Source organism: Acinetobacter sp. Leaf130, assembly GCF_001423205.1.
Taxonomy (GTDB): Bacteria; Pseudomonadota; Gammaproteobacteria; order Pseudomonadales; family Moraxellaceae; genus Acinetobacter; species Acinetobacter calcoaceticus.
Genome location: NZ_LMOE01000001.1, coordinates 592,830 through 607,883 on the forward strand (window position 1 = coordinate 592,830; position 15,054 = coordinate 607,883).

10 protein-coding genes and 3 pseudogenes are annotated in these 15,054 nt (G+C 35.8%); all 13 read left to right on the forward strand.

Annotated features, from left to right (window positions below; all coding sequences use genetic code 11):
- Nucleotides 1-88: 88 nt before the first annotated feature.
- Nucleotides 89-1,395, forward strand: a pseudogene (locus ASF86_RS19950) (RHS repeat-associated core domain-containing protein); the annotation flags it as partial.
- A 340-nt stretch (nucleotides 1,396-1,735) separates the two neighbouring features.
- Nucleotides 1,736-2,221, forward strand: a complete 486-nt coding sequence (locus ASF86_RS02440) for a DUF4265 domain-containing protein (RefSeq protein WP_056479090.1) — start codon at nucleotides 1,736-1,738, stop codon at nucleotides 2,219-2,221.
- Nucleotides 2,222-2,243: 22 nt separating this feature from the next.
- Nucleotides 2,244-2,342, forward strand: a pseudogene (locus ASF86_RS19955) (hypothetical protein); the annotation flags it as partial.
- Nucleotides 2,343-2,747: 405 nt separating this feature from the next.
- On the forward strand, nucleotides 2,748-4,678 hold a 1,931-nt coding region (locus ASF86_RS02450; protein WP_227508773.1), incomplete at its 3' end, for a type VI secretion system Vgr family protein.
- A gap of 1 nt (nucleotide 4,679) precedes the next feature.
- Nucleotides 4,680-5,474, forward strand: a pseudogene (locus ASF86_RS19960) (DUF2345 domain-containing protein); the annotation flags it as partial.
- A 1-nt stretch (nucleotide 5,475) separates the two neighbouring features.
- Complete coding sequence (locus tag ASF86_RS02455; protein ID WP_056479099.1) at nucleotides 5,476-6,396, forward strand: hypothetical protein; 921 nt, start codon at nucleotides 5,476-5,478, stop codon at nucleotides 6,394-6,396.
- Complete coding sequence (locus tag ASF86_RS02460; RefSeq protein ID WP_056479102.1) at nucleotides 6,389-9,142, forward strand: T6SS effector BTH_I2691 family protein; 2,754 nt, start codon at nucleotides 6,389-6,391, stop codon at nucleotides 9,140-9,142. The genes ASF86_RS02455 and ASF86_RS02460 overlap by 8 nt, the downstream gene beginning before the upstream one ends.
- Before the next feature lie 10 nt (nucleotides 9,143-9,152).
- A complete protein-coding gene (locus ASF86_RS02465) occupies nucleotides 9,153-9,887 on the forward strand; it encodes a putative type VI secretion system effector (RefSeq protein WP_081407618.1) in 735 nt (244 codons plus the stop codon).
- A 51-nt stretch (nucleotides 9,888-9,938) separates the two neighbouring features.
- Nucleotides 9,939-10,715: a putative type VI secretion system effector gene (locus ASF86_RS02470; RefSeq protein ID WP_227508774.1), complete on the forward strand. Its 777-nt coding sequence runs from the start codon at nucleotides 9,939-9,941 to the stop codon at nucleotides 10,713-10,715.
- Between the two features lie 16 nt (nucleotides 10,716-10,731).
- The gene (locus ASF86_RS02475) at nucleotides 10,732-11,637 is read left to right on the forward strand and encodes a tetratricopeptide repeat protein (RefSeq protein ID WP_056479111.1); all 906 of its coding nucleotides are present in this window, start codon (nucleotides 10,732-10,734) and stop codon (nucleotides 11,635-11,637) included.
- 693 nt (nucleotides 11,638-12,330) lie between these two features.
- Nucleotides 12,331-13,020, forward strand: coding sequence for a hypothetical protein (locus tag ASF86_RS02480; protein WP_056479114.1), 690 nt, complete (start codon nucleotides 12,331-12,333; stop codon nucleotides 13,018-13,020).
- 16 nt (nucleotides 13,021-13,036) lie between these two features.
- Nucleotides 13,037-13,540: a type VI secretion system contractile sheath small subunit gene (gene tssB, locus ASF86_RS02485; protein WP_003651049.1), complete on the forward strand. Its 504-nt coding sequence runs from the start codon at nucleotides 13,037-13,039 to the stop codon at nucleotides 13,538-13,540.
- The gene (tssC, locus tag ASF86_RS02490) at nucleotides 13,533-15,014 is read left to right on the forward strand and encodes a type VI secretion system contractile sheath large subunit (protein ID WP_017389328.1); all 1,482 of its coding nucleotides are present in this window, start codon (nucleotides 13,533-13,535) and stop codon (nucleotides 15,012-15,014) included. The genes tssB and tssC overlap by 8 nt, the downstream gene beginning before the upstream one ends.
- Nucleotides 15,015-15,054: the final 40 nt, after the last annotated feature.

A 15,054-nucleotide genomic window follows, 5' to 3' on the forward strand; every position in this document is an offset into this window, starting at 1 on the left:
CATTTTTAATCCTTTATGTATGAGGCCTATCCAATTGATAGGCTTTTTTATGTGAGAGAATATTTCTAAGATGAATTAAATAATCGAATTACGACCAGATGGACAGAAGATAGATTGGCTGACTTATGGAAGTGGACATGTCTATGGCATGGCATTAAATGGTGAAGATGTTGTTAGTTTCGAGCGTGACGATTTACATAGAGAGAAATTACGACACTATGCAAATGGTCTTAGTCAGCAACAACGTTATGATGAAGTCGGACGTTTAACTCAGCAGTTAATGTTGAATGGGCATGACAACAGCTATCAAGCTCAAACCCAAAATAATGCTATCAAGCATACCAATCAATTGGTTGAGCGCTTATATCACTATGACAAAACAGGTGAGTTAACGCTCATTAAGGATACACGTCGTGGTACCATTCACTATAAATACGATCCTGCCGGACGGTTATTAGAGGCGACTAGTAAGCTTGGTAAAGAGACTTTTAATTTTGACCCAGCAAGTAATATTCTAGATCGATATAACAGTACCCAAGAGCAATCCTCACAGCACATTTCTAATGAAAAAGGTTATGGCTATAACCGCTTAGTCAATAACGTCGTGCAAGAATATCTTGACCAACAATATCAATATGATGCTTTTGGGCAACTGATTCGACAAAAGTCATCACAAGGTGATTTAAATCTTGAGTGGGATGTGTTGGGACGTCTTGTTCGTAGTCGAAACAATCAATACACGGCGGATTATCGTTACGATGCTTTAGGCCGACGTATTCAAAAAAGAAGTAAGCACCACCATACAGGTCAAGAGCAGAATATTATTTATGGTTGGGGTGGTGATACTTTAGCTTATGAATCTAGTGCTGATATAACTAAACACTATTTCTACGAAAAAGATAGTTTCGTGCCTTTGTTGCAAGCGGCGTATCATCACTCAATGGAGCTCCATCAAACCCAAGACTGGACAGAAAAAACATATAGCATTTATAAAGATCCTCTTTGGAATACGGTAAAACAAAGCCAAGGTTTTGATGATGTATGGTTCTATCACTGCGACCATTTAGGTACTCCGCAAGAAATGAGTGATCAGGCAGGTGCCATCGTCTGGAAAGCTCAATATAAAGCTTGGGGTGAGTGTAAGGTAGAACAGGCTAAATCAGATTTCTTTGAAAATTCAGAAATTATTAGCAATAACATCCGTTTCCAAGGTCAATATTTTGATGGTAAACAGGGCTTCATTACAACCGTTATCGTTATTATTCGCCGTATGTTGGTCGGTTTATTAGTAAAGACCCGATTGGGTTGTTAGGTGGATATAATATTTATGCTTATGTACCGAATCCAGTAGGATGGGTTGATCCTCTAGGATTAGTAAAGAAAAAACCATCTAAATATGCCTTAAAAGATAGTCATAATGCTACTGCTCAAGAAGTAGCAGATAGTAAAATTGGTGGAGGATCTCGAAGTGGTCAATCTAAAGTTCGACAAAAATTATTAGATGAAGATAATTCTAACAATAATGGTGTTTATACTTGTTGGCATTGTGGTCAAACTTCTACTAATCCTGAGGATATGCATTTAGGTCACACAAAAGTTCCAACCTCTAAAGGAGGAAATTTAAGTGCGAAAAATACAGCATTAGAGGGTGCAGCATGTAATTTAAGTGCGGGAAATAGTGGTTATGTAAAAGAAGGTATGTCTTGTAAAGAGAGAGGAAGTTGTGGAGCACCATATGGAAGATAATTTTAGCACTTTAAATATTTATGCAGGAAAAACTAGCTCTGGTAATACTAGAGTAGAGGAAGTCCTCGTAGAATATATAGATGAGAATATTTATAAGCTACAATCTGCACCTGGTTTAGCTCTAAATTTAGCAAAAGGCGATGTTTTCGAATTTTTTAATAGCGATGAACCAGTAAAAGTTATATATCGCGGAGGTAATTTTAATATACATATTTATGAAGCAAATTTAACTCTTGAAGATTATGAAGATTTTAAGAGCGAGCTTTTAGACTATTTAGAAGGCACTATAGATGGTTTAAGTGGAAATAATATGGCTATTACTGTGCCATCTATTCAAGGTATCCAAAAGATTAATAGTTTTTTTATTAACTTTAGCCAAATATCAGGTAATAACTGGTCATTTACTAATATCTATAGAAACTATGAAGATTTTGAAGATGAAACTTTATTAGATTGGTGGGATAAAAAGTGCTAGTTAGTAGAATTTTACTAAATATTTAGAGACTGATTTTTATTATTCATCTTCTGGAATTTTACTATTTTCACAAAGCTTTTTTAATAAAATGAAGAAAATCCTTAAAGATGAGTATGATTTTTAGAAGTGCTATGTGAGGAATGAAGAGGCAGATATTTATGCTATGTATATTAAGAGGAAAAACAATTTATTAGATGAGGATGACTTCATAAAAAAAGATCTTGCAACAGATGACTTTTTTATTGCTAGAGATACGGATAAACCTTATATCTATGTAGTAAGTCAAAAATTTGTAGATACTATTAATAAATTTGAATTCAAAATGAATCTCTTGGAATACTAAAAAATTAAGAACTTTTAAAAGTGAATTAATAGCGTAAGTTGTTAATTTATTTTTATATATTTATCACGGATATCATTTTCATCCACTAGTGTATTGATATGGTTAAGTTTTTCTTTACAAAATAGACAGATGTGTCTGTATTTTATAGAATAATGCCAATCCTGACAAAATTTTCATAAAAAGATGTTATCTCATATACATAGAATTCTAGAAGATTTGGGTATTAGCTCGCAAAAACGCGTACTTCATGTTCAGTTTTCTAATCCATCGTTGAATAGTCAAGTCTTTTTACAAAGTATTGAAGGGCAGCATCAGTTAAATGAAGGGCTGGCTACCGATCTATTTTGTCTTTCTACGAATGCCCATATTTCCTTAAAACAATTTATTGGTTGTCAGGTTGCAGTAGATCAAGTGACTGATCAGGGGCAATTATTTAGAACTACCGGAATTATTACCGAAGCCAGTCAGGGGCAGAGTGATGGTTCATTAACGCTGTATAAATTGAAACTACAAGATCCGACCGTGCTATGGCATAAACGCCGAAATAGCCGTGTGTTTATGAGTAAAAGTGTACGGGATATCACTGAAATTCTATTTACAGAATGGCAGAACAAAAGCCCATTGTTCGCGTCTAGCTTAACTTTAGATTTAAAAAGTTTAACTGAAAACTACGATATTCGACCTTTTGTTATGCAAAGTAATGAAACGGATTATGATTTTTTAACCCGACTTTGGCGTAGTGAAGGCATTAACTGGTTAATTGATGAAGCTCAGTTGTTTGCCACTGATAGCTCGGATGAGATTCAACCGCAAAAATTACGTTTAATTGATAATAATGAATCATATTTAGTATTAGACCGAAGAAATATCCGTTATCACCGTAGTAGCGCAGTTGAACAACAAGACAGTATGACGAGCCTTGTGGCAACCCGAAACTTGCAATCTACAGCCGTGCATGTGCAACGCTGGCAGGCTGATGCCTTAAGTCAAGAAGAAGGCATGGGGAGTGTTCAGTCAAAGCATAGTCATAGTGCTAATCAGGATAATGCAAGTTTAAGTCTAGAGCAGGCATGGCACATGAGTCCTGCTTGGATGCAAGATTTAAATGGTGAAGATCAAGCCACCGCATCGAGTCACCAGCAGCTAGAAAAACTCAACCAAAATCTATCCGATTATTATGCATCTCAATCAAAATATTTCCGTGCACAAACTACGGTACGTGATGCGCAGGTTGGTTATTGGTTTGAACTCAATGAACATCCAGAAATAGATACGCATAGCGGGTCAGACAAAGAGTTTCTTATTATTGGCAAAAGCTTCTATTTGCAAAATAATTTGCCTAAAGATTTGCAACAACAAATCAATCAACTTTTTAGTCAAAGCCAATGGCAAAACAATCAATCAGGGCTAAACGACAAGACTGAGCGTCAAGGTAATGAACTCATTTTGTCGCGTAGAAATATTAAAACTGTTCCTGAGTATCATCCGTTAGAGCACCGACCAGCAGCTTACCCACAGCGCGCTAGAGTGGTGGGCTTGGAAGGTGAAAGTATCCATGTTGACCAATGGGGACGCATTAAAGTCCGTTTTCTGTTTACCCGAACTGATGACCATAGCCATGATGGGGGAGCAGGAGGTAACGACAATGATACCGACTCGGCTTGGGTCGATGTGCTCACCCCGTGGGCAGGCGAGGGTTATGGAGCGCGGTTCTTGCCACGTGTGGGTGAGATTGTGGTGATCGACTTCTTTGACGGCAATATTGACCGTCCATTTGTGGTGGGCCGCATTCACGAAGCTGAACGTTACCCAACCCAGTTTGACCAGAAAGGCCAGTTACCCGACACCAAAAAGCTCAGCGGCATTCGCTCCGAAGAAGTCGATGGTAAGGGCTTTAACCAGCTACGTTTTGATGACACCACTGGGCAAATCAGTGCCCAACTACAAAGCAGTCATGCGGCCAGCCAACTCAACTTGGGTAACTTAAGCCATCCAAAAGACAAGGCGGAGAGTGACGGTCGTGGTGAAGGCTTCGAGCTCAGAACAGATCAATGGGGCGCAGTCAGAGCTGGAAGTGGCTTACTCATTAGTACCCACAAGCAGGATCAAGCCCANGGTCGTGGTGAAGGCTTCGAGCTCAGAACAGATCAATGGGGCGCAGTCAGAGCTGGAAGTGGCTTACTCATTAGTACCCACAAGCAGGATCAAGCCCAAGGCGTACACCTTGATGCAAATGAGGCCAAACAACAAATAGAAGGCGGCCTTAACAATGCCAAAGCACTCAGTGAAGTGGCTAAAAATCAGCAAACTGACCCGTTAGATATGCTTGAAAATATTCAGTCATTTATTGAAGTTCTCCAACAAGAAGATCCCAAAAAGGCTGCTGAGTTTCAATCAGCAGTGATGCTGCTGGCATCTCCAAAAAGTATTGCTGTGAGTAGTAATGAGGATATACACCTCAGTGCAAATGCACAGCTTACTCAAAGTGCTGGAGATAGCATTAATATTAGTACGCAAAAGAATATAGTAAGTCATGCGAGCCAAAAAATTAGTCTATTTGCAGCCCAAGAAGGCGCTCGCCTTTTTGCTGGCCAGGGCAAAGTAGAAATTCAGGCTCAAGGTGATGGCTTAGATGTCATTGCTCGAAAAGGTATGCAGATTACTTCAACTGAAGACACGGTTTATATTACTAGCCCAACTGAAATTAATCTGACAGCAAACGGATCTCAAGTTAAGCTGAATGGTTCAGGTATTTTCCCTGTTACGGGTGGTAAGCTTGAGGTGAAAGCTGGTCAACATTTGTTTATGGGGGGCTCATCAATAAATCCACCTGCATTAGATTTACCAGACTGTTCTGCTAAACAGTCAGATGCAGCAAAAAATGGATCAGCAAAAGTGATATTGGACTAAGATGAAGCTTTTATTTTCTAAAGATGAATTAAATTCTAAAAAGTTAAGTGATTTAATATTAAGCTTATTTGAACAAAGTGGTCATATTAGTTTTTTATGCGATGAGACTTTATTGAGTGGATTTTTTGATGAGTTTATCGAAAAGTTAAAAGATTATGAATTGGAACCAATAGAGATTGCCGCTGCTGCTAAAAAAAATAGCCGTCCAGCTCTTTTTTTTATAAAAATAAAAGTGAAAGAAGATTTAGTAAATTCATTAGATTTTATTACTCAGATATTATTAATGAATTTGGATCAAAATGAGGATGGTTATTTTATTCATGGATTTAGCAAAATTGATGATCTAAAAATTGCGGTTCAAACTTTTAAAAAACTTGTTATTGCAAAAGATACAAAGAATAAATTTATTTTCCGCTGGTATGATCCACGAGTGTTGGTTTACTTGCCTGCAATAATTGATAAGAAAAGCGAACGAATTGAATCATTTTTAGGGAATTGGCATTTTGTTTTTTTTAACGGTTTGTATGAAGTGAAAATTCAAGAAAAAAGGGCGCTTTTTCCTCTTACTTTTACAAATGCTGAGTCAGCAAAACTAGATTTAATTGAGTTATCGAATACGGTGATTAAGCAATCTCTTATATATGACGAGAAGTTATTGATTCGTCAGGATGAGATATTAGATTCACTTCATCAAGCAATAACACATTATGGAATTTTACATGTAACGGATCTAATTGCTTATGGAATGTATTCCGTTATTTTACATAGAAATTTTATAAAAAGTCATTTGATTTCAGACATACTTGATCATTATTGGGTTGATAGAAATGAGGCCAACTCATTTACCAAAGCAATGGACTATTTAGAAGAAGATCAATATTCACAAGTTATAAGAGAATGTAAAGAGAGCTACCATGGCTAATGATAAACCGACTTTTGCGAAACAAATGAAAAAATTTGGGACGCCAGCACAACAAGAGCAGAAAGTAGTTCAAAAGTTAGGTGTTAGTCCAAACCCAAGCAAAATTAGTCAGCAGGCTGCTGCATCGACGACTCAGAATAATAAAATACCAGTCACTCAGATGTCTAAAAAGGAATGTACTAACTTTTGTCGCCCTACAGGTATAAATATATTACCTCTTAAATATTCTGTAGCTCGTTTAGGAGTAAAACCATTACCAGCACAATTAGGGGGCAATGTTACTAATGTTCCACTTAAGGAATATAAATATACGGTTCGAATGATTGATTCAGGATATATTTACTTACTTATAAAAAGAAAATCAGGGAAAAAAGAGTGGGTTGCGTATATTACTAATAAAAAGGGCTTTCATCAGGAGTTTCCTATAGGGAGTAAAGCTCCAATTATTGCTCAAGATTTTGCATGCAATAAAGCTGGGCATAGTGCTAACGCTTCTTTAATTACTATTCCTTCGGTAAATAATGATGATGCCCAGACGGTCTATTTACTTCATGCTCACGCTCCACTCACCAAAAAAATGAGAGAACAATTTGAAAAAAATGCTGACCAGTATGCAACTTCAGGCTACTGGCAAAAAATTGATATAACAAAAGGGGCTGTCCAGCAACATTGTCTTTCTCCTGCTCAGTTAAGTGCTGTTGCATTACCATTGGAATCATATGGTTCTGCTCGTTGGGGAGCGATAAACAAGAAATTTGGTGAGAAACCGAAAGAGCATATTGGTGTTGCGCTCTATGATCCGATAGGAATTACTTCTAAATTAAATGAAGATCGTAATATATTAAGTTTTAAAGGAATTGATAGCTTCTTAAAAGAAGATAAAGACGGTTTTAGCAATGAGCATAAGCTTCAGACCATGACCTTAATCGATAATATGAAGCAAAACTTAGTTGCAAATTCTATTCAGGCAAAATTTAAAATCATTGATTCAAATGAACAGCAAAGCAAGAAAATTACAGATCCTTATCTTCAAGCGGCGATTCAAAGAGCTGAACGCTTAGGCGATAAAAAGGGACTCGAGAATCTAAAGAATGTCGAAAAAAATGCGCCTGTCAAAGCTGCGGCAGAACTCGAAAAAAAAAGAGCAGAGGCTATTAAGCAGGCGACTGTAGATGGGGATACAGCATGGAAAAAATACCAAGCACAATTAAATATGAATGGCTTGGAAAAGTTCCGTAAGGATGTCGATAAGAAATCTGAAGAAAGTTATAGTGCAGCAGTTCGCTATGTAGATGATCATTATAACTGGCTGGTTTCTTCTAATCTTTTAAAAGGTCTGTTCTATTTTGACCAGAGTGAGGAATTGAAACAGGGTAAAACACCGAAAGAAAGCAATGGTTTTATTTTTCATGCGGTTATTATGGACTTAATGTATGGCATGAATTTATTGCAAAAAGGGAAAGATTTACTGAATAAATGGATATGTGAAAAAAAAGTTTCGGATAAAAACCTATTCTTGAGAGCCTATTGTTTTAATAACAAAGTCTTGATGGATGAGTATGCCAAGATATTTGAAAGTCCAAGTTCAGCAAAAGACTTACTGGATTATAGTAAACAGAGTTTTAGTATGTTTACCGCAGCCGATGCTGCTTTTGATAGTTGGTTGGGTAGTATTGAGGGGAAAAAATTTATCTCGGCAAATGATTTTAAATGGCCAGATAAACTGTTCTACTGGATATCTTTGATGCTGAATACGGCTTTAAAAGAGTTTGGTGATATACGTTTAAGAACAATAAATATTAGTACAATTACTATAATGGCACGTGAAGGTGCTCAACGTCATACAGCTCAATTGTTATATTTAAGATCAGGGAATTTGGCTCAACAAATCCCATTGATGAGATTGATGTATAATCTAGAATTTAGAGCTGCTGCAATTTCGTCTTTACCGCAAAGTGGTATGACTTATACTTATCGTAATACTAGGGCGGTAGAAATTAAAAACTCGGTATCCTTAGCCGTTAAAGGACAACCTGATATTACCAAAAACCGAATACTTGCTATCGTAGGTGTTTTTGAGTTACTGAATTTTTATTTCCAATATGATGCTTGGAAATCTGATATTAAAGATAAGCCAGAGCTATCCGTACAATTAGTAGGTTCGATGTTCTCGGTATCTGCTGTCGCATTTGATATGTTAGGTGAGAGTTGGAGCCGTAGAACTGCCACAGGTGCAGCGGCCTCGGCAGCAGCATTTAGATTGACTGCTGGAAGTCTTGGAACTTTAGGTGGAATAACTGGTTTATATGTAGATTCAAAAACCTTAAAAGAGACAAACTCAGTTGTTATCCAAACAATGTTATTTACTAGAATTTTGATCAACTTAGGCTTGTCAATTGGACAGGCAGGTGTATTAGCTAGTGCTACTTTACAATATAGCAAAAATGCAGTAATTAAAAGAGCTTTAACTAAATTCACAGCGAATGCTCTAGTCGCATTTTTAATGAGTGCTCGAGTAATTGCTGGATTGAATCTTATAACATTAGGCTTAATTAGCGCAGAAATTTTACTTAAAAAATATGTTTTGGATGATGCAATGGAAGATTGGTGTCAAAAAACAGCTTTTAAATTAGCATCTGACCCTAAAAAAGAGTCAATATTTAAATCTACATCTAGAAATGAAAAAAAATTCCAAACTGCAGATGAAGAATATGAAGAGTTTATGAAAGCGATAGTGAGCGTTTAAAATGTATGAGATGTTAAAATTTGAAGGTCGCATTCAAAGATTAGAGATTTATGATGACTCTTTAAGTGCATTTGGAAAGTCTGGCGATGCTCAAATTGCATCTTCAGCGATTTTGAGTGGTGTGGCAGAAAATGTTTCATTGTCTGCACAAACTGTATTTCTCGCTTCACGTAGTCGTTTACATGTCAAATCAGTTGTTATGGAAATAGGTGGGAAAGTTTGTATCGGTCAATTTCATCGTGCGTTATTTGAACATAATGAATATGTCATTTGTGTCGTAAGACGTCTTGAAAAAAATTTGTATGAACTTTATTCAGTATTGAGCCCTAAAACAGGCTTACTTCATATGCAGGTTGGGATGGGAGCTTCTGTTAAAGCTCATCAGACTTCTATAGCTAAAGGTAGAAATGTTTGGTACGCAATAACAATTTTTTTAGGATCTTTAATTTATTTTTGGGCAAGAGGTTTTAATCAGGTTGATATATTAATTTTTTTAGGAGTGGCTATTTTATTTTATTTTATTTTATTTTTTATTATTAAAAATGCATCCAACTCATTAAAACATTTTTCAGAAAAGTCAGAACAAATTTTTAGTTTGTATGGCTTTAAAGACCCGCAAGAGGTTTTTTTATTGCCAAGTCGTTATTTGAGTGAAAAAGATCATTTGTTGCTAGAGTCTGTATATGAATATAGAAAAGTTATTGAAAGTGATCCATATCCAGAAAGCTATATAGAGCAAAAATAAAAGAATGGGGATAACAACTAAAAGCTAACAGGTTATTTAAAGGTAAAGATTTTGAAATTACACCTTCAACTGGTTCAGGGTCCAATCCACTCTCTAGAAAAAGCCAAATCTAAAATACCGGTAAATCAGAATGTGGGTGGTATTGCAGCAGGTACTGCTTTTGCAGGTGTACTTGCTGGAAGTAGTTCCTTGCTTACAAGCTCACCTATTTTATTGTTGGCTGGAAAAGCGAAAGATGGGATAACTTTTATTGGTGAAATAAATGATTATCTATTAGTAGGACAATTTACGACAGTACGTTTTAAAGAAAATGATCAATTAATCGCTGTAATTAATGAAAAGCCTGTAGAGGGGCGACATCAAGTTTATGCAATAGTTGATCCAAAATCAGGCCTATTGTATATGATCTATGAAATGGGTCGTTCAGTAAAAATGGGTTATAAAGCGATTGCGATGCAGACCTATTATTTCACCCTTATTTGCTGGGGAGGAATATCAATAATGCTTTTACTCTTTTATCTTTTTGATTTTGATTATTCTTGGGAATCTTTTTTTGATTTAATAAAGTGGCTATTTATGGGACTGTTTCTCTGTATAGCACAAATGGCTTTTATTAATTATTTTGCTTATCGAAAATCATATGAAAATTTTGGAACATTATCAGAGCAGATATTTGAAAAATTAGGTTTTGAATACCCTAAAGAGCAGGATTTTTATAATGATTATTTAATTAATGATGGAATCAATATCAGTGTGATGGATTATAGAAAAAATTTAAAAGGCCTAGACCCTTATCCAGAAGATTATTTTGATAAGAAAAATTTTTGAAGTAAAAGGTTGCTTTATGAAGCTTAGATTGTTTGTCATTACCTTAATATTATTCACATCTGCATGCAGTCAAGACAAAGAAGAATACACTAACGGAACATTGACTAAAGATTATAAAGATGTGTCTGAATATAAGTCTAAACATGATTTGGAAAAGGCTGCAAAAGCAAATGATGCAGAGGCTATTTTTGTATTGGCATCCATGTATGCTACAGGCGAAGGTGAAAAATTTGATCAAAAGAAAGCATTGGAACTATTTGAGAAATCTGCACAATTAGGCTCCTCAAATGCCATGCTTCAATTAGGTCTGATTTATCGAAATGGTAATGAAGTTGTTAAAAAAGACGATAAAAAAGCTTTAATGTGGTTTGAAGAAGGAGCTAAAAAGGGAAATCCTTCCGCAATTCACAATGTTGGGTTGGCATATTACAAAGGTTTAAATGTAAAACAGGATAGAGCAAAAGCTTTTAAATATTTTATTCGATCTGCTGAATTAGGACTCATACAGTCCCAGACGGTAGTTGCTGCTCAATTATATATAGGTGATGGAGTTGAGAAGGACATCAAAACATCTTTTAAATGGTTATTAAAAGCTGCTGAACAGGGAGATCTTGAATCACAAAACAATGTGGGCTTGGCTTATGAGCGAGGTGAGGGTGTAGAGCAAGATCCGCTTCAAGCACTTGTCTGGTTTAAGCGTGCGGCTGATCATGGACATGCGTTAGCACAATATAATACTGCTCTTAAATATTATAATGGTGCAGGTATGAAACAAAATTTAGATGAGTCAATACGATATGCGGAAATGGCTGTACGCAATGGAAATTCATCAGCCAAGGCGTTGTTATATGATATTTACGCAGAAAGCAGTAGCTTAAAATATAATCCTGAGAAAGCTAATTATTGGAAGTCTAAAATATAAATTTATACTTAAATAAAAATTCTTTTGAGTGAAAGGCCTTTTTCCCTTTATCTAAACTTAAAAACTCGCAATATTCTTTAAAACTATAACGCCAAATAGTTTATTTTCTTGATATTGAGTGTAGTTTTGAGCCACCCGAGAACTTGACCTTAAAGTAAAAATAGTTACTCATAAATCTATGAGTTTTATTGATTCTACTTGCTCTCACAAAGTTAAATAAAAAATATACTAAATAGACAGATTAGTCTTGACAAGTTTTATGGTTTTTTGTAGCGCACTTTTTTACTTTAAGTTTTGATGGTTTGTTCGTAACCAAATAGAAGCACCTTGTAGTTAATATAAACTTAAATATTGTTAAGCAAATGTTTCAAAAAAACTAAATGAATGATATTTAAATAAATTTTTCATTCAGTTTTTATTTTTATTTATTTGATTAAAATCAATTACTTATTTTTAATTACAAAAAATAACAATATTATATTTTTATAAGAATAACTTTATTAAGCTATATTTTATAACAATCTTAAATATTTACTTTTAGTTTAAGTTGATATGATTTTTATATAAAATATGTTTGTTTATATGATAAACTGCGCATAAATTTTTTGAATATAAGGTTTATAGTCTGATTTTTTAATGTTTTCTCAATATTAACTTTTCAGTAAAGCCTTGAATAAATAAGAAAACAGAGGAATGAAAGTTGTGTTGAAACGAAGTATTTTGATACTTTTTCTGACTGGAAACATTATCGGTCTATCAGGTGCTCAAGCAGCAGAACTAGAGCCTGTAAAACTTAAAAAAAGTTGTATTAAAAAGAATCCGTTAGCAGAAGGCCAAAATGATCCTGAGCTATTGAATATTTTTAAGCAAGTTTGTGATAGTGATAATACGACTCAAAAAAATGATTTATTAGCTAAAGCAGCCATGCGGTTTTATCAGACCAATCAACCAGTTAAAGCGTTGAATTTGGCAAGTCAATTGCAAAGTCAAAATATACGCGGTTCATTAATAACAGATGTTTTATTTTTATCTGGTGTAAGCATTGCAAATAACTCATTGCAGCAAATGCGAAGTCAGGAAATGCGGTATTTAAGCAATGATGTAACGTACCCACCTGCTAAACAGTTAATTGAAAATATTCATACTTCAATGCCTGCGCCAGATACCTCAAATGTTAAGGCTGCTACAGAAGGTGGTTCAGTTGATAACGAACGAAGAAGTTATAAAAAACAAACTGTAACACGTAACAGAGTTACTGCTTCCAGAACAGCAACTAAGCGAGTAGCAACTCCAGCAAAAGCAACTGCGGTTAAACAAAAAACTGCCCCTGTAGCCAATGTTAATAAATCAAAAAGTTCGCCTTTTGACCCTTTAATTAAATAATCAGGAATAGAATCTTATGGCTAAGAGAGAAAGCGTACAAAAGAAGCTTCAGCGAATTCGACCTCCACGTGTTCAGCTTACATATGATGTTGAAATTGGTGATGCAAAAGAAGCGAAGGAACTACCATTTGTTGTTGGTGTGATGGGTGATTTTTCGGCAGCATCTGAGCTTGAACGTACAAAATTAAAAGATAAAAAATTCATCAATGTCGATTTAGATAATATTGATGAAGTTATGGAGTCATTGTCTCCAAGAGCAGCTTTTCAGGTAGATAATACGCTGACTGAAGAGGGTGGGCGAATTGCAGTTGATTTAACATTTAAGTCAATGGAAGATTTTCGCCCAGAAAATGTTGTTCAACAGGTTGACCCATTAAAGAAACTGGTTGAAGCACGCGAGCGTTTAACTGATTTGAGAAATAAGATTTCGAACAGTGAGCGTCTAGAAGACTTACTTGATGAAGTGCTTAAGAGTACTGATCAGATCCGTAAATTAAGTGCGGAGGCTGATCATGAATAATACTCAATCTGCAGCAATGTCACTTGTTGAAAATGAACAAGTTAATCTTTTAGACTCGATTGTTGAAGAAAGCCGTATTGCCCGAAATGAAGAAGAACATTCGCGTGCAAAAAGCTTAATTGGTGAACTTGCTAAAGAAGTAATGGCAGGAACAATTACAGTTTCTGAAAATATGACTTTATCAATTGATAAGCGTATTGCCGAAATTGATGCACTGATTTCAAATCAATTAAGTCAGATCATGCACAATGAGCAATTTCAAAAGATTGAGTCAACTTGGCGTGGTCTTTACTACTTCTGTCAAGAAACACCATCTAATCCGCTCATTAAAATTCGTATGTTAAATACGACTAAAAAAGAGTTGGTAAAAGATTTTCAAGGTGCTACAGACTTTGATCAAAGCACTTTATTCAAAAAAATCTATGAAGAAGAGTATGGGTCTTTTGGTGGTGCGCCATATTCAGCACTCATTGGTGATTTTGAGTTTGACCGTACGCCTTCTGATATGTATTTGCTTGAGCAAATCTCTCATGTAGCAGCAGCAGCTCACGCACCATTTGTTTCAGCTGCTAGCCCAAGCATTTTGGGTCTTGAGTCATTTACCGATATTGATCGCCCTAGAGATGTTTCAAAAATCTTCGAAACGGCTGAATATGTTCAATGGCGTTCATTCCGTGACAGTGAAGACTCTCGTTATGTGGCATTAACATTGCCGCATGTGCTTGGTCGTCTTCCTTATCATCCAAAAGAAGGAACAGCTACAGAAGGGTTTAACTTTGCTGAAGATGTTTCAGGTGCAAACCACAACGAATATTTGTGGATGAATGCTGCTTATGCTTTCGGTACGCGTTTAACAAATGCATTTGATATGCATGGTTGGTGTGCTGCAATTCGTGGTGTTGAGGGTGGTGGTTTAGTAGAAGGCTTGCCAGTTCATACGTTTAAAACACAAGATGGCGAAGTGGTATTCAAGTGCCCTACAGAAATTGCGATTACTGACCGCCGTGAAAAAGAACTAAGCGATTTAGGCTTTATTCCTTTAGTGCATTGTAAAAATACCGATTACGCTGCTTTCTTTGGCGCGCAATCAACTCAAAAACCTAAAAAATATGACAATGATACAGCAAATGCTAACTCTGCTTTATCAAGTCAAATTCAGTACATCATGGCCGTTTCACGTATTGCTCATTATTTAAAAGCAATGATGCGAGATAAAGTGGGTAGCTTTGCTTCTGCTGGAAATGTTGAAGCATTCTTAAATGAGTGGTTGTCACAGTATGTATTGCTGGACGACGGTGCTTCTCAAGAAGCGAAAGCTCAATACCCTCTACGTGAAGCGTCTGTAAAAGTTGTAGAAGATCCTGCTCAACCAGGTCACTACAAATCTGTGGTTTTCTTACGACCACATTTCCAGCTGGATGAGTTGTCAGTTTCTTTACGACTTGTTACTGAGTTACCTCAGTCCTCAAATTAATAAAGGTCAGCGAAAGAATAACTTTAAATTAAAAATAGGA